Origin of the sequence: Corynebacterium sp. HMSC28B08, assembly GCF_001806865.1 — a bacterium.
Taxonomy (GTDB): Bacteria; Actinomycetota; Actinomycetes; order Mycobacteriales; family Mycobacteriaceae; genus Corynebacterium; species Corynebacterium auriscanis.
This window is the reverse complement of sequence record NZ_KV786160.1, coordinates 43,849-67,774: the sequence shown is the minus strand read 5'-3', so window position 1 is coordinate 67,774 and position 23,926 is coordinate 43,849. Positions and strand designations below refer to the sequence as shown.

The window sequence follows — 23,926 nt, the reverse complement described above, 5'->3', positions numbered from 1 at the left end:
GTGGAACCCCCCACACAAACCATCTGACACCCTCCTCCAACACGCCACGCTGCCGTTATTCTCCCACCGAACAACGAATGTGCAGCAGAAGTCCAACAAAAACGCGCCATTTTGTCAGAGTTCTGCTGCACATTGTCCGGACGACTACGAGGGGCAGCGTTTCTGTTCCGCAACCCAGCTACATCGCGCAGTCTTACAATCCCGTTGAAAGACGAACGCACGGGAACATAGTGTAGGGAAGCCCTCAAATTCGCTGCCCCGCACGACTCACCTACCCCGGTGGAAGAGAAAAGCGCGGGAACGAAGGACAAGCTAGGCTGCTGAGCAGGTGGGCGTCGTTTATGGTGGGAATTATCATGAAGGCTATTTTGTGGGATATGGACGGCACCCTCGTAGATACGGAACCGCTATGGGGGATTGCGACGTTTGAGATGTCCGAGGTAATGGGGCGGCGAATCACCCCTGAGGTGCGGGAATTAACGGTAGGTGGCACCACCGAAAACACTGTACGAATCTGTGCGAATTACGCAGGGCTACAACTCGACGAGAGTGAAACGCAGCACTGGGTGCAGTGGATGTTTCAGCGCGTGGGGGAGCTGCTGAATTCCTCGCTACCGTTTCGCCCAGGCGTTCCCGCCTTACTGGATGAAGCCAAGGCGGCGAACATCCCCATGGCGCTGGTCACCAATACTGCCCGGCACCTGACGGATGTGGCGTTAGAATCCATTGGCTGCCATTACTTTGTGTTGACCTTGTGCGGGAACGAAGTGCCACAGGGCAAACCCGCTCCGGATATTTACCTGACTGCTGCCGAAAAACTAGGTGTGGCACCCGAGGATTGCCTAGTTTTTGAGGACTCACGCGCGGGTATGACAGCCGCCTGGACGGCCGGTTGTCGCGTGGTCGGTGTACCCACCGATCCTCAGATGGACACGCCCATCGAAGTGCCACTCTTACGCGAACTCACCGATGGGGAGGAAGACTTGGCGCTGTTCGATCTGCAGCGAATCAAGCAGCTATATGCGAATTACCCGCGCCCGGGTGCGAGCTAACATGGCGATTCCCGGATTACGCGGGGGATCATCCCGCGGTGTGTACGCCGACGTGCAACAATAGGGAACGTGAACGAAAAGAAGACATTCGAATCCCTGTTTGCCGAACTCGCACAACGCGCCGCCGACCGCCCTGAGGGCTCGAGCACTGTCAAGGCCCTAGATGCGGGTGTGCATTTCCAGGGAAAGAAGATTGTCGAAGAAGCCGCAGAAGTGTGGATGGCGGCTGAATACCAATCGGATGACGAGTTATCGGAGGAGATCTCCCAGCTCATCTACTGGCTGCAGGTTGTGATGATCCAACGGGGCCTGCAGCCCGAAGACATTTACAAGTTCCTCTAACTCAACCCCTTCGCCCATCTCGGCGCTGCTCAGCCGGGTTTTCTCTCGATCGAATAAAGAAAGTGTGACGACATGCTCCGTGTTGCCGTTCCCAACAAAGGCTCGTTGTCCGAAGCCGCCACCGAGATCCTCAAGGAAGCTGGGTACTCTACCCGCGGTGATTCTAAAGCGTTGACCGTTTTGGACGAACAGAATCGGGTGGAGTTTTACTTCCTGCGCCCCAAGGACATCGCAATCTACATTGCGTCTGGCCACTTGGACATGGGCATTACCGGGCGCGACTTGGCCGCGGATACGCGCGAAGAGGTAGAGGAGCTCATGGGTCTGGGCTTCGGCGCTTCCACCTTCCGCTACGCAGCACCTGCCGACGAGGAATGGGATCTCGACAAGCTCGCGGGTGCGCGCATCGCCACCAGCTACCCGAACTTGGTTCGCAAGGATCTCTCCGCCCGCGGGATTGAGGCCGACGTCATCCGTTTGGACGGGGCAGTGGAAATCTCGATTCGCTTGGGAGTCGCCGATGCCATTGCCGACGTCGTTTCCACCGGTCGCACCCTGCGGCTGCAGGGCTTGAAGCCTTTCGGCGATCCACTGTGTGTTTCAGAGGCCGTCATCGTGGGCCGCAAGGGGGTAGAGGTCACGGAGGAGCAACGAGTGTTACTGCGCCGCATGGAGGGCATTTTGCACGCCAAGAACTACGTGATGCTGGATTACAACGTTTCGCGCGACAAGTTGCAGGCAGTTGCAGATGTCACCCCTGGTTTATCCGCGCCCACCGTGTCCCCGCTGGCCAACCAGGACTGGGTTGCAGTACGCGCAATGGTTCCACGAAAAGATGCCAACCCCTTGATGGACGAGTTGTCTGCACTAGGAGCGGAAGCAATCCTGGCCTCCGACATTCGCATCGCGCGTATCTAGCACCCCGCGGGTGGTACTTAATCGCCACTGCAGCGGAGTGGTGTGTCGCACATTGGAGTAGTGTGTCGCCACAGCATCGCGTGGTTTAACGGGCCCTACAAAGTGTCGCGCACTGGAGTGGGTGTCGCGCACTGGAGTAGTCGTGGTGCATTAGGGTGATTGTCCTACGCACCGGGCTAACTCGCGCGCACTGAGCTGGCGGATAGACAGGCCTCACCCGTCAGAACAAAGGTTTATTCCTATACACAATTCAATGCGAGCACGGGTGGATATCGCGCAAAACTATAATTCATCCACCCCTAAAAAGGCGTGCCAATAAAGCCACCCCGAACGCCACAAAAGGCAAGACCAAATCGGGTTTTACGCCGAAAGATCGTAAGTTCCGCATCTGGGCAAGCCATGGGGGTCCGAACAAATGGTTATGGTGGACGACGATCGATCTTTAACAACACCTAGACGACCGAGATAAAAAGGACTCCCTTCATGACAGACACCCCTGTCCCATCCGCTTCCGCTCCGGACGCTGAATCGGGTCGCGTCGTAACCTCGACGGACATCATTACCCAGGCTGAAACACACTCCCAACTGGCCCGCTCCGCCGAAAACTTCCGTGTAGAGGAAGACCTGCTGGGAAAAATGGACATCCCGGCCGATGCGTACTACGGTATCCACACCCTGCGTGCGGTTGACAACTTCCAGATTTCCCGAACCACCATCAATATGTTGCCGGAGTTTATCCGCGGCATGGTCATGGTGAAGAAGGCCACCGCCATAGCTAACCGCGAAGTCGGAGCTCTGCAGGAGGAAAAGGCAGAAGCCATCATCTGGGCTTGCGACCAGGTGCTCGTTGAACACCGATGCATGGATCAATTCCCCATTGATGTATTCCAGGGTGGAGCCGGCACCAGTGTGAACATGAACACCAACGAGGTCATCGCCAACCTCGCTCTGGAGCATTTGGGCCATCCCAAGGGCAGCTACGACATCATCAACCCCAACGACGATGTCAACATGTCACAGTCCACCAACGATGCATACCCAACGGGCTTCCGCCTAGGTTTGCACTTCGCTTTTGACGAGCTAATTAAGCACCTCGACGCCGTACAGCGCGCCCTCGACAACAAGGGTCGCGAGTTTGCCCGTGTGTTGAAGATGGGCCGTACCCAGCTGCAGGACGCAGTCCCTATGAGCTTGGGGCAGGAATTCCACGCTTTTGCAGCCAACCTCGCCGAAGAGCAGCTGCAGCTGTTGCGAGCACAGGAGCACCTACGCGAAGTAAACATGGGCGGTACCGCTATTGGTACGGGCGTGAACACCCCTCCCGGCTACCGCGAGGCCGTGGTCCGTGCGTTGGGCGAGGTCACCGACCTAGACATTTCCTCCGCACGCGACCTAATCGAAGCCACCAGCGACTGCGGTGCGTACGTCAACGCCCACGGTGCCGTTAAGCGTGTGGCGATGAAACTATCTAAGATTTGTAACGACCTGCGCTTACTGTCGTCTGGCCCACGCGCTGGCCTCAACGAAATTAACCTGCCTCCACGTCAAGCGGGCTCGTCCATCATGCCGGCCAAGGTGAACCCGGTTATCCCAGAGGTTGTTAACCAGATCTGCTTCAAGGTCTTCGGTAACGACACCACCGTTACCATGGCCTCCGAAGCCGGCCAGTTGCAGCTCAACGTGATGGAACCTGTCATCGCACAGTGCGTGTTCGAATCCGTTCGACTGCTGGCACGCGCCTGCAATTCCCTGCGTACCCTGTGCGTGGTGGGTATCACGGCCAATGAGGACGTCTGCCGCAGCTACGTGGATAACTCCATTGGTATTGTGACCTACCTGAACCCACTGATCGGCCACCACAATGGTGACATCATCGGTAAGGAAGCCGCTACCACCGGCAAATCCGTACGAGAGCTGGTGCTGGAAAAGGGCTTGCTCGATGAAGAAACCCTGGAAAACGTCCTCAGCGCCGAGAACCTGCTGAACCCGAAGTTCCAGGGCAAGCTGTACAAGTAACAGCTGCCGTCCGTTTCCTAACGGACTAGGAGCTGCAGCGCTAGCTGGCGCGGGTACTCAGGGGGAGTGCCTCCGAATTCTGGGCAGATGTCTTGAAAGTGGCACCAACCGCACAACTTAGTTTGGCGCGGTTGGAACTCGCCCGTTTCCACATCACGCGTAATGGCCTGCCACAAGACGTTGAGGTCGCGTTCGAAGTATTGCAGTTCCGCAGGACTGGGGCTAAGTACCATGTCATCGGCCACTTTCAAGTACATCAATCGCAGCTGTGCCGGAATGTCCCCAGTCATGCGCCACCACACCAATGCATAAAACAGCATCTGGAACTTCGCCGTCTCCGAATAACGAGGCAGGGGCTTTTTGCCCGTCTTGTAATCCACCACTCGGACCTCGCCGGTGGGAGCAACGTCCACACGGTCAATGAAGCCACGCACGGGAACCCCGTTGGGCAACGTCATATTGACGTACTGTTCGCACTGGTGCGCATCGAACCCCTCCGGATTCTCCATGTGGAAATATCCCTTAACCAGGCTGCGACAATCAATGAGGTAATCGTATGTTTGCTCTTCAGGGACCAGATCCAGCAGTTCCGGATCATCAGCAACCATCTGTTGCCACTTGGGCTTCAACATCTTGACCGCAGCCGGATACGTCCGCTCCCCACGAGGCAAACCGTGCAGGTCCTCGAGGACCGCGTGCACCAGCGTGCCTTTGACCTGTGCGACAGTCTTGGGCTCCGGCAACCGATCAATCGCACGCAGGCGAAACAGCAGCGGGCACTGTTTGTAGTCAGAGGCGCGACTGGGGGATAGCGCTAGGTGGGAACGTCGCTGGGAGTGTTCGGGCGTATTCGTCGGCTCGGGAGTATTCACAACATCCCATTCTAAGCAGTAGCCGGACCTGCTCCACGCTCGGCAGTGCTGAACGCTGGGCCATATTCAACGCTCGGCAGTGCTGAACGCTGGGCCATGTTCCACGCTAGGTGATGCTGAACGCTGGGCCATGTTCCACGCTAGGTAGTGCTGAACGCTGGGCCATATTCCACGCTAGGCAGTGCTAAACGCTGGGCCATGTGAAACCCTAGGTGATGCTAAATCGGCAAACCCCGCTCGCGGCGAATCGCGCGCACTCGGGCATTCACGATGGTGGCAATCACTACGATCACCGTGACGAAATGCACCGCGCCGATCTCGAACCAACGAAACGCCAACGCGCCCGCAATCGCGCCAATCGACAAGCTCGTCCACAAAACCAAGTGGGCCAACCACACCACATGGCTGCCGTCAAAAAAGGCATCCACAAAACGCTGCCCCATCTTAACCAGTGTCCCGGTCATGTACGTCAGCGGAATGGCGACTTCTCCGCGCCTCTCAAAAATGCTGTTCATAGCGCCAATGGCTACGGATACCACGGCAATGCCGAACCGTTGTGCGTCCAACAAAATTAACGACGATGCCACCACAAGTAGCGCGCAGATCAGCAGCAGGACATATTCCCGCGCCCAAGTGAGGCCGCGGGAGCGGGTGACGAGGCGTCGAACCAAAGCCCCCAACATCACACCAACCAGGAACAAAATGATGCAGGAACCAGCCAACCCCATCAGGTGAGGCTTTCCATCGACGAAGGCCGTGGCCGAGCGAGTGGTGTTGCCTGACATGAAGGACAAGAAGACCCCGCCCAAAAAGATGAATCCCACCGAGTCCAGAAACCCAGCCACAAAGGTAAACACCATGGCCAGCAATCGTTCCCCGGGCCGGTATGCCAACATGTGCCACGTTCTCCTTTACTTCTCACATCGTCACAAGCACCCCAGTGGCACTGTCCACACTTTAGAGTTTGCCACGTGACCGTCGTAGGATTGCGCTATCCGCTCTCATAAAACCGATGCGCGCGCCCAACCAGATACTGCGCCAATGGGGGCACTGATGCACTGCACACTTAATTGAGGAGAGGATTCCCAGTTCATGGCCTACTCGGGTAAGTTTACCGCCGGTGACCGCGTCCAGCTCACCGATGCCAAACGGCGCCACTTTACGATTACATTGGAAGAGGGGGCCAGTTACTTCACCCATAAGGGCGAAATCAAGCACGATGACATCATCGGCCAAGATGAAGGCACCGTGGTTGATTCCACCGCTGGCGGCCAATACCTGTGCTTCCGGCACTTGCTTGTCGACCACGTTCTTTCCATGCCACGCGGTGCTGCGGTGATCTACCCCAAGGATGCGGCACAAATCCTCGTGGAAGGCGATATTTTCCCCGGCGCAACGGTGCTGGAGGCCGGCGCTGGTTCCGGCGCCATGAGCATGTGGCTTCTGCGCGCCGTGGGCAGCACGGGCAAGGTGATTTCCTACGAAATCCGCGAGGATCATTTGGAATACGCTGAGAAGAACGTCTCGGAATACATGGGCGGGCACCCGGAGAACTGGGATCTGCGCCTAGGTGACCTCAAAGATGTACGCAAAGACGACGTGGGGGAAGTTGACCGCGTACTGCTGGACATGTTGGAGCCGTGGGAGATGCTGGACACGGTCAAGGACATCCTGATTCCCGGCGGTGTGTTCATGACGTATGTGGCGACCGTGCCGCAGTTGATGAAAGTCATGGAAGGCATTCGCGAAACGGGTTGTTTCACCGAGCCCAAGGCGTGGGAATCCCTTGTGCGTGAATGGAAGGTAGAGGGGTTGGCCACCCGTCCGGAGCACCGCATGAACGCGCACACTGCCTTTTTGATTCTGGCTCGTCGCTTAGCCGATGGTGTGACGGCCCCACGTCCACAGCGCCGCGCGCGACGCTAATCCTTTAACGGGGTCCAGTTTCCCCTTTTACGAAACCCGGTCTCCTTCCCGGTTTTCTGGGCGTGTTTATCGCCTGCCAATCCCGCACCGTCTGCTGGTCCGCCTCACCGCCCGTTGTTCGCCCAGCGCAGTGCCCCCGCGAGGGCTACACTGTGTGGCTATGAACCACGCTGAGCCCTCGCCAGTTGTACCGGGCGTGCGCCCAACTGGCGTTCCCGGGTGGGTGCACGCTCATCCGCACGATGCCGAAGCGTTTCGCGGATTCTATTCGCGGCTTTTCGGCTGGCAGTGGGATACCGTTGCCGGTTCCGTTCCTGGAGAACAGCGGTTTGTTGCCTTTTCTTCTCGACGCCCCGTCGCGAGCCTATCTAGTGGACCCCAGGCGCCGGTAGCCAGCGTGGGGGCCGCCCCCGCCCGCTGGTCAGTGTGCTTCATTTCCAACGATGTTCGGGCTACCGCGCAGCGAATTTTGGCCGCGGGTGGCTCCACGGTGTGTCAGGATTCCGTAACGCAGGATCCGACCAAGCTTGTGGCCGTGGAAGCCCGAGACCCCAAGGGTGGGGCGTTTGTGGTCCTCAACGAGGCATCGATACCGCAGCCCCCAGCGCCTGCGGGCCCAGCGACCGTAACATGGGCGGAATTGATCACCAGCGAAGTGTCCACCTCCGCGGAGTTCTATGAACGCATTTTCGACCTCGGTGACATGGGGTTAGATGATGCCGATCCTGGGTATAAAACGTTGACCAAGGACGACCAAAGTTGGGCTGGAGTGGTTGCTGGCCACCAGAGACTGGGGGAGCATGCGAACCCTGACGTGCCACAATGGCTGCCGTGGTTTGGTGTGGTGGACCTGCCCCAGACGGTTGAGTTGGCGAAGACTCTGGGGGCCACGGTTGTGGTCGAGCCAATTGAGATGATGCCCGGGCTGGGGATCTGCGTGATGGCCGGGGTTGAGGGCGAGTTATTCACGTTGCACGAGGAAGACTTCGGTCCCGGCCCCGATGCCACGGCGGTGACAATCGAGCACTAGCGGCGCATGGCGGATTTCTGTTTCCTCAAGGTAAATCTTCCCCACCTCGCCAAGAAGAAGTACCAACTGGCTAGACTTGGAACAATGACGGAGCCACAGTCCCACCAGTCCCAGCCGCCGGAGACTCTGCGGGAATTGCAGATCGCCAACCGCGCCCTCGGAGCGCGAAACCAAAAGCTGGCCGATATGCTCCGCGCCTCCCGCGCCAAACTGGAGGAAATGAATGGGCGGCTGGAAAAAATGTCCGAGCCCCCGAGCACCTATGGCACTTTGTTGCAGCTCAACCCGCAGGGGCACACAGCCGAGGTCTTTACCGCTAACCGCCGCATGCGGTTGCCGGTGAGCCCGTTGGTGAACCGCGCCACCTTACAACCGGGCGTGATGGTGCGCCTCGGGGAAGGCCAGGTGGTGGTGGAAGCAACAGGCGCCTACGACTCGGGTGACATTGCGCAGGTCGTAGAAATCGTGGGTGACGATCGTCTGATCGTGGCCGATAAGGTAGGGGAAGAAAGCGTAGTGAGGGCCGCGAGTGCCTTGGCGCGCGACATTGCCGCAGACGAAGTATCCACCGGGGACTCGGTCATTGTCGATCGGCGCGCCGGCTGGGCCTTCGAGGCGGTCCCACGCCAGGAAGTATCCAGCTTGGTGCTGGAAGAAGTCCCGGATGTGAAGTACTCGGATATCGGTGGTCTGAGCGCCCAGATCGAGCAAATCCAAGATGCCGTGGAACTGCCTTTCCTGCACCCGGAGGTCTACTTGCAATACGGCCTGCGCCCGCCAAAGGGAGTGCTGTTGTACGGCCCACCGGGTAACGGCAAGACCCTCATCGCCAAGGCCGTCGCAAATTCATTGGCGCAGCACATGACCGAAGGGGATTCCTCCTATTTCCTCAACGTCAAGGGCCCGGAGCTGTTGAACAAGTTCGTCGGCGAGACCGAACGCCAGATCCGCCAGATATTCGAGCAAGCCCGGCGCGCAGCTAGCTCGGGTCGCCCGGTCATCGTTTTCTTCGACGAGATGGAAGCCCTGTTCCGCACCCGCGGCACCGGCGTGTCCAGCGACATGGAATCCACGGTGGTGCCCCAGTTACTCGCGGAACTTGACGGTGTGGAGGGCGTGGAAAACGTCATCGTCATCGGCGCCTCCAACCGCGAGGAGCTCATTGACCCCGCGATTCTTCGCCCCGGTCGCCTAGACGTCAAGATCCGAGTCGCCCGTCCCGATCAGGCCGCCGCTGTTGACATCCTGTCCAAGCACTTAACGGCTGCCATTCCTTTTGACGCCGAGTTGGTGGCCGAACACGGCTCCGCCAATGGTGCCGCCGCGTATTTGCGGGAACGTATCACCTCAAAGCTGTTCGAACGCAGCGATCAGCACCGGTACGTCACCCTCCACTTCGCCGATGGTGGTTCCCGTGATCTGTATTGGGGAGATTTCGTGTCCGGCGCAATGCTGGCCAACATCGTCGACCGGGCGAAAACCGCCGCGATCAAGGAAGTTCTGCGCAATCCCCACGGCACCGGTGGCGGTATGGCCGCCCACCATGTCGATGCCGCCGTGGAGGCCGAAATTGCACACAATGAGGATCTACCAGATACCACCAACCCGGCAGAGTGGGCGCGCATATTTGGTGTGTCTTCCCGCCGCGTTGTGGATATCACCGTCGCTTAATGGCAGCCGCTGGGCCAGCTTTTCTGGACGGTGCTCCAGCCCGCGTTGCACCCCACTCGTCGCTCAACCTGTTCCATCACCAGTTCCCCCACACCTGAGGAGCATCCCCCAATGCCCGTACGCTTTACTCGCTCTGGCCAGCACATCATTGGCAGCGAAACGGAATACGGCATCGTCGCCGTCGATGCCCCCGACGTAAGTCCCATAGTCACCAGTACCCAAGCCGTGGTGGCCTATGCAGAAAACAGCAACCAAGGCATCAACAGGCGCACGCGGTGGGACTACGAAAATGAATCCCCACTTCGCGATATCCGCGGCTTCGACCTGCGCCGATACCGATCGGGAGCAGCTCCCGTGTTGGACCCGAACGCGCTGGGTGCCGCCAACGTCATTACATCCTCCGGTGCCCGCTTCTACGTGGACCACGCGCACCCTGAGTATTCCTCTCCCGAAACAACCAGTGCGTGGGATTGCGTGGTCTGGGATAAAGCCGGCGATGTGATCATGCACCAGGCTGCGCAAGCCAGTGGCCAAGTCGCGGACCAGCCACAGCTGAAGATCTATAAAAACAATGTCGACGGCAAAGGGGCTTCCTACGGTAGCCACGAAAACTACCTGTATCCCCGCAGCGTGGATATCGAGCAGGTTCAGCAAGCACTAATCCCACACTTCGTCACCAGACAGGTTTACACGGGTGCCGGCCGTGTTGGCCTGGGGGCCACCGGGGAAGAACCGGGTTTCCAGATCTCACAGCGCGCCGATTACATCGAGACGGACATCAGCCTAGAAACCACGCTGAACCGCGGCATCGTCAACACGCGCGACGAACCCCACGCGGATGCCAAGAAGTGGCGCCGTTTGCACGTCATTATCAACGACGCCAACATGTCCGAAACCGCCGCCTACCTAAAGTTCGGAACCACCGCTCTAGTGCTTAAGGCTGTGGAGTACAACGTGGATTTTTCCGACCTCCGACTGTTGGAACCGGTGGCGGATGTACAGCGCGTATCGCGCGATCTGACATGCTCCGAGCCACTGAAGTTCTACGGCAATGTGCAGCGCACCGCGATTGAAACGCAACGCGAGATTCGTCGCCGAATCATTGACGGCTTGAATCCCCACGGTTTGCTGGATGGCCCTGCAGCCGAAGATGATCGCCAGGTATTGGACCTTTGGGAAACCATTCTGGATGCATTAGATAGCGACCCACTGAGCACCTCCGATCGGTTGGATTGGACGGCGAAGCTGGCGCTCATCAATGGGTACCGCGCACGTGGTCTGGAGTGGGGTGATCCCCGTTTGGCGCTCGTCGATCTGCAATACACCGACATTGATCCCGATCGCGGCTTGTACCACGCTTTAGTTAAACGCGGTCGCATGCGCACGCTGGTTCCAGCTGAGGCAATCGACCATGCCGTCACCTGCCCTCCGGCGGATACACGGGCGTGGCTGCGCGGGCACCTCGTAGCCAACTATTCCTCGGATGTACTAGCGGCCAACTGGGACAGCCTTGTCCTGGATACACCCAGTGACGGCCGCCAAGCCACCCGTGTGGTTTTGGATGATCCGAGGATCTTCACCGCCCCAGAAACCGAAGGCATGTTCCCGTGTTACAGCCAACGGGTGATGCAATCGGTTGACCGTGGGGGCGTCGAGGTAAAAAACCTACTGAGCGGCGAAGATACAGCACACAACATTGCCGAAGTGGTTGCCGCGTTGCAAGCGCGGTATCCGGATCGCGTTGGTGGAGTGGGGTAGAGCTCCAAGGGTTTAGACCAAAGGGAACTGGGAGGTCGCTACAGTAGAGACCATCCACAGTTCTCGGGGCTTGGCCCCAACGAACGACACAGTCCAATCAGTTGCCCCGGTGGCCCGGCCGGATACTGGAAATAGGGTGCCCCGGCAACGAGAAAGGGAAATTATTATGGCGCATGGTCCAGGTTCCGCAGGTGGTTCCAGCCAAGTCAGCGGCGGGGGTGGCCGCGATGATCACGATGTAAACGATGATGTAATGACTGGTGGCGGATTAGAGAACGTCCAGGTCAGTGGCACTGACGATCTGCTTGATGAGATCGATGGGCTGTTGGAAAACAACGCCGAAGAGTTCGTACGTTCCTACGTGCAAAAGGGTGGACAGTGACCGCACTTGTTCGCCGCATCATGGGTGTGGAGACTGAGTATGGCATCACGAACGTCATGGACTCAGCTCGGCGCCTAGGCCCCGATGAAATCTCCCGCCAACTATTTGCGCCGATCGTGGAGGAATTCCGATCCTCCAATATCTATACGTCCAACGGCTCCCGCTTGTATTTAGACGTGGGCGCGCACCCGGAAATCGCCACAGCAGAGTGCGATAGCTTACATCAGCTGATTGCCTACGACCGGGCTGGTGACGTTACGGTTCACGACTTAGCTGAGAAGGCAGAGACCGTGTTGGCCGAGCGGGGGGTTGGTGGTCGCGTGTACCTATTGAAGAACAACACAGACTCCATGGGAAACTCCTACGGCTGCCACGAGAATTACCTGGTGAGCCGCGATATTCCCCTGAAGGCCCTGGGGGCGCAGCTGTTGCCGTTCCTGGTGACCCGCCAATTGATCTGTGGCGCAGGAAAGATCTCTATCCCCACTAAGGGTGCCCCAAACGAGAATTTCCCCGCGGGGTACACCATGAGCCAGCGGGCAGACCATGTGTGGGAAGGCGTTAGTAGCGCCACCACCCGCTCGCGCCCCATCATCAACACCCGCGATGAACCCCATGCCGACAGCGGGAAATACCGCCGCCTGCACGTGATTGTGGGGGATTCCAACATGTCGGAGATCACCACCGCGCTCAAGGTGGGTACGACGTTGCTGGTGTTGGAAATGATTGAGGCAGGGGAGAAGCTGCCCGATTTTGAGATTGCCAATGAGATCCGCTCCATTCGAGAGATCGCGCGGGATTTCACCGGCACCGAACCCGTGAAGCTGCGTTCGGGGGCCACGGCTTCCCCCTTGGACATTCAGCGGGCGCTGCACGAGGCGGCGTCGGAATGGTTAACCAAACGACCAGAACCCGACTACAGCGACGAAGGTTGGCGCGGAACGCCGAACGAGCAGATGCGGCCCATAGTCGAACTGTGGGGCAAGGTCTTGGAATGCTTTGAGACGGGCAACTTCACGCCTGTATCTCGCGATATTGACTGGGTGATTAAGAAGACCTTGCTGGACCGCATGGCAGAGCGCGGTGGACTGAATATTACGGATCCGAGGCTGGCGCAGATCGATCTGACGTATCACGATATTCACCCTGACCGAGGTATATTCAATGTGCTGGTCAAACGCGGCATGGCCAACACTTTGGTAGATCCCGCCGAGATCGAGCGCGCACGGACTTTGGCTCCCGCCACCACGCGAGCGGCCATCCGTGGGCAATTCCTCAAGGCCGTTCGCCGGTACGACGTGCCACACACCGTGGACTGGATGCGGTTGAAGATCAACGGCGAGCACGCCCAGGAGGTTGTGCTGCCCGATCCTTTCGCAAACACCAACGAGGATGTCAACGCGATGCTGGGCTCCTTGCCGGATCTTGCCGGCAACGCATAATCGCTGACGCGTAATCACTGTCCCGTGACCGTAAACCCCTTGACCATTGCAGAGTGATTGAAAGAGCGCACTGTGACTAGCGATTCCTCATCGGAGCTGGGCCAGACCCAACCACAGGGCCAGACCCAACCGGAGGGCAACGCCCAACGCCAGGGTGGCGCCCAGAAGCCAGCCCTACCCGTCGAGTCCGCCCAACCACTCCTTCACACCCCCATCCCCAGACGGGGACGGCGGGGCAACACGCCCGTGGACGTGACGTGGCGAGAAGGCACCGCGCGACTGATGAACCTAGTAATTGCGCTAGCACGGTCCAACACGCCACGGTCGTTTGAATGGATCCGCACCAATGTCGACGGCTACAGCACAACAGCCGACCCGGCCTCGGTCAAGCGCCAATTCGACCGCGACCGGGCGACTTTGGCCGACGTGGCCGGCATTCGATTGGTTGAAAGCACCATCGACAGCGAATTCGGCACCGCTAAGGACATGGCCAAAGGCTGGACCCTTGAAGCGGCCGCCGCCTTTATGCCCCGTGTGGAATTCAGTGCGCAGGAAAAAGAAATCCTAGCCACCGCAGCCCAGTGGGCCCACGGACACGAACAACAAGCGGTTGCCCGTACGGCCTTCCGCAAGCTGGCTAGTGCCGGTGTTGCTGCATTGGATTCGCAGGCAGTAGTCACCAACGTGCCGGATCACATCGACTTGGATCAGGCCTCACTACAAGCCCTATTCCGAGCACTGGATCGGGGCCTGCGCATTGAGTTCGACTACTACCCAGCCCCTCTAGTCGAGCCAATGCGCCGTCAGCTGGATCCCTGGGCATTCGCCACAATTGGCGGACGAACCTATGTCACGGGTTTCGATCCAGACAAGCAGGGCCAGCGAACATTCCGGCTAGCGCGGCTGGGTGGGGTAGAAGCACTGCCACAGTTCGTCGAGCACCAGGCTCCCGGGGGAGTGGGCAACCATGCACTGGTTCGGCGCGGGTTGTCGCGAGCGGGGGAACTCATCGATGCGAAGCTAGAGTTCCGGGGTCCTGGCGCGTGGGAGTTGCGGGATAGATGCGATACCACCGAAGGTACGGCGTCCAACGCATCCACGGTATCGATGATCCGCGGCGTGCAGCGGCAATGGTTAGTGCGCACCGCTGCGGCCTACGCCACCGATGTCGTGATCATTGAACCATCCGATGTAGCCGCGGAGGTTCAAAACATTGTGGCCTTGGCCAGCGGTGATGAGGAGCACACAGGAAAGACCGCTGTCGCTGATTCCGCCACGCCCAATGCCACACCCAACGCCACCGATCCCGCTCCAGCTGCTGACGACGACCTCGCGGTGCCAGATGCCACCCCGTCCGAACCATCCCACGCGTTGGAACCACATACCTACGGTGAACAATTCGTCCGCTGCGTGGATCTCCTCGCGTGGTTCGCTAACCACCCCGGCGGAAGCTTCATGGCGGCTGCACGCGATCTCGGCACCTCCGTCCCCCAGATCAAACACGAACTGAAGCAACTCGAATTCTGCGGACTCCCCGGTTACCTGCCGGGCTCGCTCATCGAAGTTGAGTTCCACAAAACTGGCGCCACCATCCAGTTCTCCGCAGGCATCGATTCGCCCATCCGCTTGACCTCTGCCGAAACGGCCACAATTCGCGTGAGCCTCGACGCCATCCGCGACGTCATCGACCCCACCGACGCGGACGTTGTCGATGGCTTGATCGCTACCATTGCTGGCTTGGCCGTCGGTTCTTCTATTCATTCCGACGCCCCCACGCACCCACCTCACACAGCAGATGAGCAGGACCCAAAGGTCAGCGAGTTCGGCAAGCAGCAGGGCGTCGACCAAGAAAAGGTGAAAGAACAACCGCATATTCACCTGCGTTTGACAGAGGCCATTCGGCACCGGTGCACGGTGACGGTGGAGTACACCTCTTTATCCTCAGATTCGCGTACCACCCGCACCTTGCTGCCGGATCACTTGGGAGTAGTGGACGGCGAGACATACCTATGGGCCCGCGAAACTGATGAAGCCAAGCCGGGGCAGCGGCGCTATGCACTCAGCCGGATGAACGTGCGTGAAGTTGGAGAAGAGGGCTCGGCGGGCAAGCGGGTGCAGCCCCGCATCGATACGGCCAACCCGTTCGGCTGGAGCGAATCGACCCCGTGGGCACGCGTGGCCATCGATGAATCGGCGCGGTGGATGTTGGAGTACCAACAAATGTGGGTCATCGATGACGATGTGGAGTCCAACGGGGGAGAGATCCTTGTGATGATGCCGGACACCGGGGCTTGGATTGAGAGATTTCTCATTGCGTACACGCCGAGCGTACGGTGCATACAGCCGTTAGAATTGGTCGCTAGGGTTCGCAGCCGGGCGCGCCGCGGGTTGGCCAACTACACGGACTAAACCGCTCCGCCCGCGCCCGGCCTGCTAGCTAACATGCCGGGCTCCAACCCGGTTGTTGCCCGGGACTCCCCACGGAGAGTGCTAGGGTGACTGTGACAACTCATTGTTTTCCAGATTCTTGCGTGATGCACCAAAGGTGCACGTAAAGCATGAAAATTTCGAATGCGAGGTAACCACCCATGCCAGGTCCAACAGAGTGGCTTCTGATCCTGCTCGTCGTTCTTCTACTATTCGGAGCAACGCGCTTGCCGAACGCCGCACGTGGTTTGGGACGGTCGATGCGTATCTTCAAGTCCGAGATGGACGAGATGAAGACCGAAAGCAACCAGCGCAAAGGAATCGCTGCGCAGGACCCACAGCAGCCGGTTACTGGTGAAACTCCAGAGCAGTCCGCTGCTCGCCTGCAGATGAACCAGCAGGCACAGCCCAAGCCACAGGGCATGGCTCAGCCGGTTGATCCCAACCACCCACAACAGCCTTAAGAAAGCAGTCTCCACCAGGAAAGAAGGTTGGCTGACGGCCTATCATGACTACCTCCAGTAGCCTCAGACCGGGTAGCTCCAGCCCCGACAGTCCTTTGACGGAGCAATCCCACCGGGTGAACTCTCGACGGACGGTCAAAGCTCCCAGAATTCGTCGTAAGAAGTCACCCACGGGAGACATGACGATTGTGGAGCACATCAACGAGCTCCGGCGCCGGTTAGTAGTGTCATTGCTGATCATCGGGGCTGGTGCCGTCGTTGGTTACCTCTGGTACGGCAATGGGGTTGGCCCCATTCCCAGCTTGGGTGAACTGCTGAAGCGACCCTATTGTTCTCTGCCTCCGGAACAACGCTTCGGTTCGGCATCAGGGGATTGTCGCCTACTGGCTACGGCCCCACTGGAAATGTTTATTCTGCGACTGAAGGTCGGAGCCTTGGCCGGAGCCGTATTTACCTCTCCATTCTGGCTGGCCCAGATTTGGGGGTACATCACCCCGGGTTTGAAGAAAAATGAAAAACGCTGGACCCTGACCGTCGGTTTGAGTGCGGGTCTGCTGTTCGTCTTGGGTGCAGTCCTGGCGTACTTCGTCCTCGCGTATGCCTTTGACTTCCTGCTTACCATCGGTGACGGCACCCAGGTTGCCGCGCTGCGGGGTTCGGATTACTTCCACTTCATCTTCACGCTGATCCTCGTGTTCGGCGTGAGCTTCGAAGTGCCGCTACTGACGGTGTTGCTGAACTTCGCGGGTGTTTTGAGCTACCAACAGCTCAAGGAGAAGCGACGCTACGTGATATTGTTCATGTTTGTTTTCGCCGCATTCGTCACCCCAGGTCAGGATCCTGTCTCGATGGTGCTGTTGTCCTTGGCACTGACGTTGATGATGGAGATTGCAACCCAGATTGCACGTATCCACGATAAGCGCAAGGCACGTGGCAACGCGGAATGGATGAATGTGCCCGATGATGAGGCCGCGTCCATCGGAGGGGCCAGCCCAGTCGATAGTGCTGCTGGGGCTCCGGTTTCTTCCTCTATCGATGCACCCGCTCCCATTGCCGATTACCACGCGGTAGAGGCCACACCGGCGCCGCGTAGTAGCAGCGCTGCTCGGCCCATTCAGCAACCACAACCCACCGGAAGGAATGATCTCAATCTCTCAGGAGGCTCAGCCTTCGATGACGTCCTCTAAGGTTCCCTCGGAACTTCACCCCGAGGTTCAGCGTTTTCAGGACCGATACGATTTCCCCCTTGACCCTTTCCAGCTGGAGGCGTCCAATGCCATCGCCGCAGGGAGGGGAGTGCTCGTAGCTGCACCCACCGGCGCCGGTAAAACGGTGGTCGGTGAGTTCGCGGTATTCACGGCGTTTCACAACCAAGGCACCTGTTTTTACACCACGCCAATCAAAGCCCTGAGCAATCAAAAGTTCCACGACCTCACGGACCAGTACGGCGAGGACAATGTGGGACTGCTGACCGGTGATGTCACCATTAACGGCGATGCGCCTATCGTCGTGATGACAACCGAAGTGCTGCGCAACATGATTTATCAGGGATCCGATAGGTTACGCACGCTTACCCACGTGGTCATGGACGAGGTTCACTTCCTCGCCGATAAATCCCGCGGCCCCGTGTGGGAGGAGGCGATCCTGAACCTGGATCCCAGCGTGATCTTGGTTTCCCTCTCCGCAACCGTATCCAACGTGGAAGAATTCGGTGGCTGGCTATCCACGGTACGTGGCCACACGGACATTGTCCTCACCGAACACCGCCCCATCCCGCTGTCTCAGTTCATGATGGTCGGACGGCAGATTATGCCACTGTTCCAATCGGAGCAATCCCGACAACACTCCGCTGCCATGAATCAAGGGACAGCAGTTAACCGTGCCGTCGTTGCGGCCGCCGCGAAGGCGGAGGAATCTGGAAAGCGTCGCGGGCCTAAGCGTTCAGATGTGGCGCTGCACTTGGATGCGGCCAACATGTTGCCAGCGATTTACTTCATATTCTCCCGCGTGGGCTGTGATGCCGCGGTGAAGCAGTTGTTGGCCGACAAGGTGGAGTTCACGACAGCTGCCCAGCGCGCTGAGATCCTCGAGACCATCGATGAGGGAGTGAAAGGCCTGACCCAAGAAGACCTCAATGTTCTGGGCTTCCGCCAATGGCGGCGGGCAGTCTCCCGCGGGTTCGCCGCCCACCATGCAGGCATGCTGCCAGCATTTCGCCACATCATTGAGGACCTTTTCGAGCGCGGGCTCCTGAAGGTGTGCTTCGCCACTGAGACTTTGGCCTTGGGCATCAACATGCCAGCTCGGTCGGTGGTGTTGGAGAAGCTGATTAAGTTCAACGGTGAAGCCCACGTGGACCTCACACCAGGTCAATATACCCAGTTGACCGGTCGTGCGGGCCGCCGTGGCATCGACACCAAGGGCAACGCGGTGGTGCTGTGGGCACAGGGTATCGACCCGCACGCGGTCGCCGATCTGGCTTCCACCCGAACGTATCCTCTGGATTCGACATTCCGCCCCGGCTACAACATGGCGGTCAACCTCATCAACACCAAGGGTTTGGAGGAATCCCACCGCCTGCTGCAGCGTTCATTCGCGCAATACCAGGCCGATGGCACGATCGTGGAAGCCGCCGAGGCCGTAGAGCGTCGCCGCCGGCAGTTAGCCGAGGCGGAAAAGGCATTACGCGACGTCATTAGCGACTTCCGTCGCAAGGCCGCGCGTTTTGAAGAGGATCTTGACACCGATACCTCTACGGTGGTGGATTATGCGCGCCTGCGCCGGGAACTCAGTCAAGAGGAACGCCGCGCCAAGCGCGATGCCGGAATGGAGCGCAACAAGGAAACCGCCAAGCTGTTGGCCAACCTCACCGTCGGCGACGTGCTCGCCCTGCCTACCGGCCGCAATCCCATGACCGCCGTCGTGGCCCGCAGCGACCACCGCCATCACAATCCCAACCCGACGATCATCACAGAAGACGGCTGGGTAGAGCGCGTATCCGCGGAAACGTTCGGCAACACGCCCATTCACATCGGCCACATGAAGCTCCACAAGGGAGTGGAACGTGCCCCAAAGCGGTTAGCCCGGTCAGTGGCCGCCAATCTGCGTCGCATGCACTTCGATAAACCTGCCAAGCTCAAAGCCAAAGCCCGAGGTGGTTCCGCCCATGCGACGGAGCTGCGCCGGCGTGTCCACTCCCACCCGGTGCATGCGTGGGAGGGTCGCGAGGAAATGAATCGCGCCGCGGAGCTGTACATTAAGGCCCAACGCCGCTTAGCATTCGAGCAAGAGGAGGCAACACCCGACCGCGAAAGCCTATCCTCCCAGTTCAACCGCATTTTGTCACTGTTGGAAGAAATGGACTACGTGGAACTCACTAGGGGTGAGGCTGGCCCTGACATAACCGACGCCACGATCACCCTCGAAGGCGAACGCTTGGCCCGCGTGCACCACGAATCCGATCTTCTCATCGCGCAGTGCCTACGCCGCGGCATCTGGGACAATTTGGACCCGGCTGAACTCGCCGCTGTTGCCAGCACGTGCGTATTCGAAAACCGTAAGGAAACCTCCGGGGATGCGGCACTTCCCACCGACGATCTCGAGGATGCCGTAAAGCACACGCTGCGCATCTACAACGAGTTGGCGTCGGACGAACAGCGCCACAACGTGCCACTGACCCGCCAACCCGAACTCGGCTTTGCGACGGCGGTGCACCAGTGGACGGCCGGCGCACCACTGGAATACTGCTTGCAAGCGGCTGAAGCGGCTGGCGCGATCCTTACACCTGGCGACTTCGTGCGGTGGTGTCGGCGTGTCATCGACCTGTTAGATCAGATCCGCCAGACGGGCTATTCCGCGGAGGTTAAATCCGCCTCCCGGAAGGCAGTGGCCGCGATGCAGCGGGGCGTCGTCGCCCTAGAGGTATAAACCCTATCCAACCCAGAGTCAGGAGCACACCTTGAGGCCCAAACAACAGCCCATGCAAGGGCAGAAAGTAGCTATTTTTGGCGCAACCAGCGAGATCGGCGGAGAGATCGCCCTCCGGCTGGCCTCGGGGAACCACATGGTGCTCGCCGGCCGGCGGGTGGAGGCTCTCGAACGGCTGGCAGCTAAGGTGCGACAGGCCGGCGCAACAGGTGTGGATACTTTGTTCTTCGACGCCACGGACTGCCCAAGCCACGGTGTGCTCCTAGAAGCAATCGAATCCACTGGTGCGATTGACGTTGCCCTCGCAATGTTTGGTGTGCTCGGCGACCAGCATCGCGCGGAAGAGGATTCCGACGAAGTGGAAAAGATTATTCACACGGATTTCACCGCGCAGGCAGTTTTACTGACGGAGCTGTCGTCTCGCATGAAAAAGCGGGGGAGCGGAACCATAGTGGCGTACTCCTCCATTGCGGGTGCGCGCGTTCGCCGACCCAATTACGTCTACGGTTCTGCAAAGGCGGGCCTGGACGGTTTTTGTCAAGGCATGCAGGATGCACTGCGGGGCACCGGGGTACGCCTGCTGGTCGTGCGGCCTGGGTTCGTGATCGGGCGTATGACTGAAGGAATGGATCCCGCACCGATGTCTTCCACTCCGGATGTAGTTGCGCAGGCGACCGTGGATGCAATAGCCGATAGTTCCCAGTGGGATGTGTGGATACCACGAAAGCTCAAGGCACTGGCGGCCATTATGCCGGCAGTACCTCGAGCTATCTGGCGCCGCGCGCCACGTTAGATGCGGAACAAGTTGTAAAAGATCGTGCGCAGCATACCGAAAGCGGTCACGATCGCCGTGGCCCCTAAGATGCCAACGAGAACCTTCAGCATGGGGTGCATCTCGTCCCAAGTCTTATTGCCGGTTTCGGACGACTGCAGGGAATCGCTGCTGGTGAACTTGTCCTTATCTGCCTCACTCGAACCGCTGCTCAACTTGGACTCCACCGCAGAGGACAGCTGATCCGTATTCTGCGCTTGAGCAGCTGGAAGGGTGCTCATGGTAAGGGCGGAGGCCAGGCCTACGACAAGAGTAGTTCGGCGCATCTTCATGTGTTGGGTCATCCTTTGCTTGACGCAGTAGAAGCTGTGATGCTGGCGCCGTGCAACAATGGCGGTAGCTCAGCGCAGGTCACTGCAGAGATATAATCGTTACGCAATTGTAACATCGCCAGCTTAGCCCTCGTGCTGCTATCGCCCAAACCCGGCGTGAACCCGCGTGATCCAGGCAGCAGCCAAGCAGCACCGACCCAATCCGGTGTCGATCCACCGGCACATGCACCCCGCTCAGTACAATATTTAGAGATAAGAGGCGGCGGTCCTGTATATGACGTCCTTCACCCAGGCACATGCACCCCGCTCAGTACAATATCTAGGGATATAGCGCGCCACGTGCGCGTATCCCCGCCCATCCACACCAACCGCGCTATCGCCGGCGCTTAGGAGAGTGTCCTTCCCTCATGCCTCAGTTCCTACTGGGTTACCTTCTGATTGAACTCGTAGCATTCCTCGCCCTGGGCTGGGCCGTTGGGTTCGGCTGGGCTTTATTGATTGTCCTCGGCTTGTTCATCCTGGGAATCGCCGTGGCGATGTGGCAGATGCGCTCTCTGGCTACTCGGGTAGCGCAGCGAACCGACCGCCCTGGCGCGCTGACGGACGATGCGGCTCTATCGTGCGTGGGGGCCGTATTCGTGGCCCTGCCCGGTTTGGTCTCTAGCCTCTTGGGATTGCTGTTGTTGCTGCCGCCCACGCGCGCACTGGTCAGGCGCATCATCTCCGTTCGAGCCCAGCGTGCACTGCAGAACTTCGGCGGCTCGTCGTTCGTGACGGTCTCCGGTTTCGGCGCACCACAATCGAAGAACGTTCCCGGCTGGGGTGAAGTCATTGACCACCGCGACGACGAATTCAAGCGTTGATGTCCACTCGCGCAATCTCCCGCCCCATTAAGCCTGCCCGCCTCGGCAAATCCGTCCGCTCGTGGACCACTGACCTACTTCGCTTTCTTGGGGCCGCTTTCAGTGGGGTCATGCTCTTCGCCTCGTTCCAACCCACCGGCTTGTGGTGGGCGGCCCCACTGGGAATGGCGCTGTTCTTCTTCTCAGTCAGTCAACAGCGCAGCATCGTGCTGGCGTGGGTCCAGGGTCTTGTTCTCTATGCCCTCTTGCTGCCCTGGGTGGGGGAATTCGTTGGCGCGACCGCGTGGATTGCGCTCGCGCTGGTGCAGTCGCTGTATTCCTTATTGTTCGGTGTGGGCCTCAAGGGCCTGCTCGCCACCCGCCAACGCGTACTTGCCGTTTTCCCTTTCCGCTTTGCCCTCATTGCTGCGTGGTTCATCGCGACAGAATTCCTACGGTCGAACTGGCCCTTCGGTGGTTTCCCTTGGGGTCGCCTAGCGTGGGGTCAGGTTGACGGTCCGTTCGCCTCCTTGATCTCGCTAGGTGGCCCAGCCCTAGTTTCCTTCACCGTCGTTTTCACCGGCGGGTTGCTATCGGTCCTCATCGGGTGGGCACTGGCGCGCCTGGCCACACGCTGGCGCACGCTCCGGGTGGTTACTGCCGCCGCGCCCGTGACGTCCGCCCGTCCGGCATGGTCGGCTGTACTCGTCGCGGTGATCATTCTGGTCGGCGGTGGCATGCAGCTAGCTCACCCTTCGTCGGGCTCATCAGTTTCTTCTATCGACGACGCCACGCTGGTCAACGTCGCCGCCATCCAGGGGAACGTGCCTCGCCTGGGGTTGGACTTCAACGCGCAGCGCCGGGCGGTGTTGGATAACCATGCGAAGGCAACGGATGAGTTGGTCCACAGCGTTTCGACGGGCCAAGCTGCCCAACCCGACGTGGTGTTCTGGCCCGAGAACGCTTCAGACATCAATCCTTTCCTCAACGCCGATGCCCGCGCCGTCATCACGAACTCCCAATCCGCAGTGAAAGCCCCGATGCTGGTTGGAACTGTCAGCCCCGAGCACAACACCATGGTGGTGTTCGACGAGCACGGCGCAGGGGAAAGCCACGTCAAGAAGTACCTACAGCCATTCGGGGAATATATGCCGTTGCGCGACCTGCTGCGCAAGGTCAGCCCCCTAGTCGACCAAGCTGGAAATCTTCAACCGGGGAATGACAATGGCGTCGTCCACATGACAAGCCAAGCAGGTAAAAAAGCGGGAACAACTATCCCTGTCGGAGTGGCAACCTGTTACGAGGTGAGCTTCGACGGTGCTTTCCGTTCTGCGGTGCGCGGGGGAGCGCAGTTACTGACCAGCCCCACGAACAACGCCACATTCGGTTTTACCGAAATGACGTACCAACAGCTGGCGATGAGCCGAATGCGCGCCATGGAGTACGACCGCGCGGTGGTAGTGGCTGCGACCTCCGGAGTTTCGGCTATTGTGGAGCCGAACGGAAATGTGGTGCAACGCAGCAACATATTCACCCGTGACGTTTTGCAGGCCGATGTTCCCTTACGGGATACACTAACTCCGTCCGCACGGGTAGGTCCTTGGGTCGAGTGGGTCATTGCCAGCATTGGCACGCTCGCTGCTCTAGCATTAATTGTTGTTGCGCGATCTCATGGTCGGCGGTCTCACATCAACGACCCCGGACACCGCGAAAATAGCAACCGCAAAACCATAAACCACTAACACCTAGAGAG

The 23,926-nt window shown here is 59.1% G+C and carries 20 protein-coding genes; 17 read left to right on the top strand and 3 right to left on the bottom strand.

Annotation, left to right across the window (positions count from 1 at the left end; translation table 11 throughout):
- The first annotated feature begins 356 nt into the window (after positions 1–356).
- The 4 genes from HMPREF3098_RS03670 to aspA all read left to right on the top strand — a co-directional run bounded on the left by HMPREF3098_RS03670 (position 357) and on the right by aspA (position 4,328).
- A complete protein-coding gene (locus tag HMPREF3098_RS03670; RefSeq protein WP_235700621.1) occupies positions 357–1,052 on the top strand; it encodes an HAD family hydrolase in 696 nt (231 codons plus the stop codon).
- A gap of 69 nt (positions 1,053–1,121) precedes the next feature.
- Complete coding sequence (locus tag HMPREF3098_RS11645; RefSeq protein ID WP_035112717.1) at positions 1,122–1,394, top strand: phosphoribosyl-ATP diphosphatase; 273 nt, start codon at positions 1,122–1,124, stop codon at positions 1,392–1,394.
- 72 nt (positions 1,395–1,466) lie between these two features.
- Positions 1,467–2,312, top strand: coding sequence for an ATP phosphoribosyltransferase (gene hisG / locus HMPREF3098_RS03660; protein ID WP_035112719.1), 846 nt, complete (start codon positions 1,467–1,469; stop codon positions 2,310–2,312).
- 483 nt (positions 2,313–2,795) lie between these two features.
- Positions 2,796–4,328, top strand: coding sequence for an aspartate ammonia-lyase (aspA, locus tag HMPREF3098_RS03655; RefSeq protein ID WP_141739653.1), 1,533 nt, complete (start codon positions 2,796–2,798; stop codon positions 4,326–4,328).
- Positions 4,329–4,345: 17 nt separating this feature from the next.
- On the opposite strand, the gene HMPREF3098_RS03650 is transcribed toward aspA, so the two are convergent.
- Together HMPREF3098_RS03650 and HMPREF3098_RS03645 are read right to left on the bottom strand one after the other, a co-directional pair.
- Positions 4,346–5,200 (bottom strand): RecB family exonuclease, encoded by an 855-nt coding sequence (locus HMPREF3098_RS03650; protein ID WP_035112720.1) that lies wholly within the window; start codon positions 5,198–5,200, stop codon positions 4,346–4,348.
- Positions 5,201–5,418: 218 nt separating this feature from the next.
- The gene (locus HMPREF3098_RS03645; RefSeq protein WP_035112722.1) at positions 5,419–6,096 is read right to left on the bottom strand and encodes a YoaK family protein; all 678 of its coding nucleotides are present in this window, start codon (positions 6,094–6,096) and stop codon (positions 5,419–5,421) included.
- Positions 6,097–6,292: 196 nt separating this feature from the next.
- Here HMPREF3098_RS03645 and HMPREF3098_RS03640 point away from each other — a divergent pair, with 196 nt between their 5' ends.
- The 11 genes from HMPREF3098_RS03640 to HMPREF3098_RS03590 all read left to right on the top strand — a co-directional run bounded on the left by HMPREF3098_RS03640 (position 6,293) and on the right by HMPREF3098_RS03590 (position 21,020).
- Positions 6,293–7,126 carry a tRNA (adenine-N1)-methyltransferase gene (locus HMPREF3098_RS03640; RefSeq protein WP_035112725.1) on the top strand — a complete coding sequence of 278 codons (834 nt, stop codon included), beginning with the start codon at positions 6,293–6,295 and terminating at the stop codon, positions 7,124–7,126.
- Between the two features lie 160 nt (positions 7,127–7,286).
- Positions 7,287–8,156 (top strand): VOC family protein, encoded by an 870-nt coding sequence (locus HMPREF3098_RS03635; protein WP_035112727.1) that lies wholly within the window; start codon positions 7,287–7,289, stop codon positions 8,154–8,156.
- An 84-nt stretch (positions 8,157–8,240) separates the two neighbouring features.
- Entirely contained in the window at positions 8,241–9,827 is a 1,587-nt protein-coding gene (arc, locus tag HMPREF3098_RS03630; protein ID WP_035112729.1) for a proteasome ATPase, read from the top strand.
- A gap of 111 nt (positions 9,828–9,938) precedes the next feature.
- Entirely contained in the window at positions 9,939–11,585 is a 1,647-nt protein-coding gene (gene dop, locus HMPREF3098_RS03625) for a depupylase/deamidase Dop (protein WP_035112732.1), read from the top strand.
- Between the two features lie 166 nt (positions 11,586–11,751).
- The gene (locus HMPREF3098_RS03620) at positions 11,752–11,967 is read left to right on the top strand and encodes a ubiquitin-like protein Pup (RefSeq protein WP_035112734.1); all 216 of its coding nucleotides are present in this window, start codon (positions 11,752–11,754) and stop codon (positions 11,965–11,967) included.
- The gene (pafA, locus tag HMPREF3098_RS03615; RefSeq protein WP_035112736.1) at positions 11,964–13,409 is read left to right on the top strand and encodes a Pup--protein ligase; all 1,446 of its coding nucleotides are present in this window, start codon (positions 11,964–11,966) and stop codon (positions 13,407–13,409) included. The genes HMPREF3098_RS03620 and pafA overlap by 4 nt, the downstream gene beginning before the upstream one ends.
- Positions 13,410–13,481: 72 nt before the next feature.
- Positions 13,482–15,818 (top strand): WYL domain-containing transcriptional regulator, encoded by a 2,337-nt coding sequence (locus HMPREF3098_RS03610; RefSeq protein ID WP_070434032.1) that lies wholly within the window; start codon positions 13,482–13,484, stop codon positions 15,816–15,818.
- Between the two features lie 179 nt (positions 15,819–15,997).
- Positions 15,998–16,300 carry a Sec-independent protein translocase subunit TatA gene (gene tatA / locus HMPREF3098_RS03605; protein WP_035112738.1) on the top strand — a complete coding sequence of 101 codons (303 nt, stop codon included), beginning with the start codon at positions 15,998–16,000 and terminating at the stop codon, positions 16,298–16,300.
- 44 nt (positions 16,301–16,344) lie between these two features.
- The gene (tatC, locus tag HMPREF3098_RS03600; RefSeq protein WP_083284044.1) at positions 16,345–17,487 is read left to right on the top strand and encodes a twin-arginine translocase subunit TatC; all 1,143 of its coding nucleotides are present in this window, start codon (positions 16,345–16,347) and stop codon (positions 17,485–17,487) included.
- On the top strand, positions 17,474–20,227 hold the full coding sequence (locus tag HMPREF3098_RS03595; protein ID WP_070434030.1) for a DEAD/DEAH box helicase: 2,754 nt from the start codon (positions 17,474–17,476) through the stop codon (positions 20,225–20,227). The genes tatC and HMPREF3098_RS03595 overlap by 14 nt, the downstream gene beginning before the upstream one ends.
- Positions 20,228–20,279: 52 nt before the next feature.
- The gene (locus HMPREF3098_RS03590; RefSeq protein WP_070434029.1) at positions 20,280–21,020 is read left to right on the top strand and encodes an SDR family NAD(P)-dependent oxidoreductase; all 741 of its coding nucleotides are present in this window, start codon (positions 20,280–20,282) and stop codon (positions 21,018–21,020) included.
- Here HMPREF3098_RS03590 and HMPREF3098_RS03585 read toward each other — a convergent pair.
- A complete protein-coding gene (locus HMPREF3098_RS03585) occupies positions 21,017–21,331 on the bottom strand; it encodes a hypothetical protein (RefSeq protein WP_070434028.1) in 315 nt (104 codons plus the stop codon). The genes HMPREF3098_RS03590 and HMPREF3098_RS03585 overlap by 4 nt on opposite strands.
- A 407-nt stretch (positions 21,332–21,738) precedes the next feature.
- On the opposite strand from HMPREF3098_RS03585, the gene HMPREF3098_RS03580 reads away from it, so the two are divergent.
- Positions 21,739–22,194, top strand: coding sequence for an FxsA family protein (locus HMPREF3098_RS03580; protein WP_070434027.1), 456 nt, complete (start codon positions 21,739–21,741; stop codon positions 22,192–22,194).
- Complete coding sequence (gene lnt, locus HMPREF3098_RS03575; RefSeq protein ID WP_083284042.1) at positions 22,194–23,915, top strand: apolipoprotein N-acyltransferase; 1,722 nt, start codon at positions 22,194–22,196, stop codon at positions 23,913–23,915. The genes HMPREF3098_RS03580 and lnt overlap by 1 nt, the downstream gene beginning before the upstream one ends.
- Positions 23,916–23,926: the final 11 nt, after the last annotated feature.

Excerpts from the sequence above, each read along its gene's own strand:
- HMPREF3098_RS03670 (WP_235700621.1), top strand. The coding sequence starts at position 357 with ATGAAGGCTATTTTGTGGGATATGGACGGCACCCTCGTAGATACGGAA.
- hisG (WP_035112719.1), top strand. The coding sequence starts at position 1,467 with ATGCTCCGTGTTGCCGTTCCCAACAAAGGCTCGTTGTCCGAAGCCGCC.
- aspA (WP_141739653.1), top strand. The coding sequence starts at position 2,796 with ATGACAGACACCCCTGTCCCATCCGCTTCCGCTCCGGACGCTGAATCG.
- HMPREF3098_RS03645 (WP_035112722.1), bottom strand. The coding sequence starts at position 6,096 with ATGTTGGCATACCGGCCCGGGGAACGATTGCTGGCCATGGTGTTTACC.
- HMPREF3098_RS03640 (WP_035112725.1), top strand. The coding sequence starts at position 6,293 with ATGGCCTACTCGGGTAAGTTTACCGCCGGTGACCGCGTCCAGCTCACC.
- HMPREF3098_RS03635 (WP_035112727.1), top strand. The coding sequence starts at position 7,287 with ATGAACCACGCTGAGCCCTCGCCAGTTGTACCGGGCGTGCGCCCAACT.
- arc (WP_035112729.1), top strand. The coding sequence starts at position 8,241 with ATGACGGAGCCACAGTCCCACCAGTCCCAGCCGCCGGAGACTCTGCGG.
- dop (WP_035112732.1), top strand. The coding sequence starts at position 9,939 with ATGCCCGTACGCTTTACTCGCTCTGGCCAGCACATCATTGGCAGCGAA.
- HMPREF3098_RS03620 (WP_035112734.1), top strand. The coding sequence starts at position 11,752 with ATGGCGCATGGTCCAGGTTCCGCAGGTGGTTCCAGCCAAGTCAGCGGC.
- tatA (WP_035112738.1), top strand. The coding sequence starts at position 15,998 with ATGCCAGGTCCAACAGAGTGGCTTCTGATCCTGCTCGTCGTTCTTCTA.
- tatC (WP_083284044.1), top strand. The coding sequence starts at position 16,345 with ATGACTACCTCCAGTAGCCTCAGACCGGGTAGCTCCAGCCCCGACAGT.
- HMPREF3098_RS03595 (WP_070434030.1), top strand. The coding sequence starts at position 17,474 with ATGACGTCCTCTAAGGTTCCCTCGGAACTTCACCCCGAGGTTCAGCGT.
- HMPREF3098_RS03590 (WP_070434029.1), top strand. The coding sequence starts at position 20,280 with ATGCAAGGGCAGAAAGTAGCTATTTTTGGCGCAACCAGCGAGATCGGC.
- HMPREF3098_RS03585 (WP_070434028.1), bottom strand. The coding sequence starts at position 21,331 with ATGAAGATGCGCCGAACTACTCTTGTCGTAGGCCTGGCCTCCGCCCTT.
- HMPREF3098_RS03580 (WP_070434027.1), top strand. The coding sequence starts at position 21,739 with ATGCCTCAGTTCCTACTGGGTTACCTTCTGATTGAACTCGTAGCATTC.
- lnt (WP_083284042.1), top strand. The coding sequence starts at position 22,194 with ATGTCCACTCGCGCAATCTCCCGCCCCATTAAGCCTGCCCGCCTCGGC.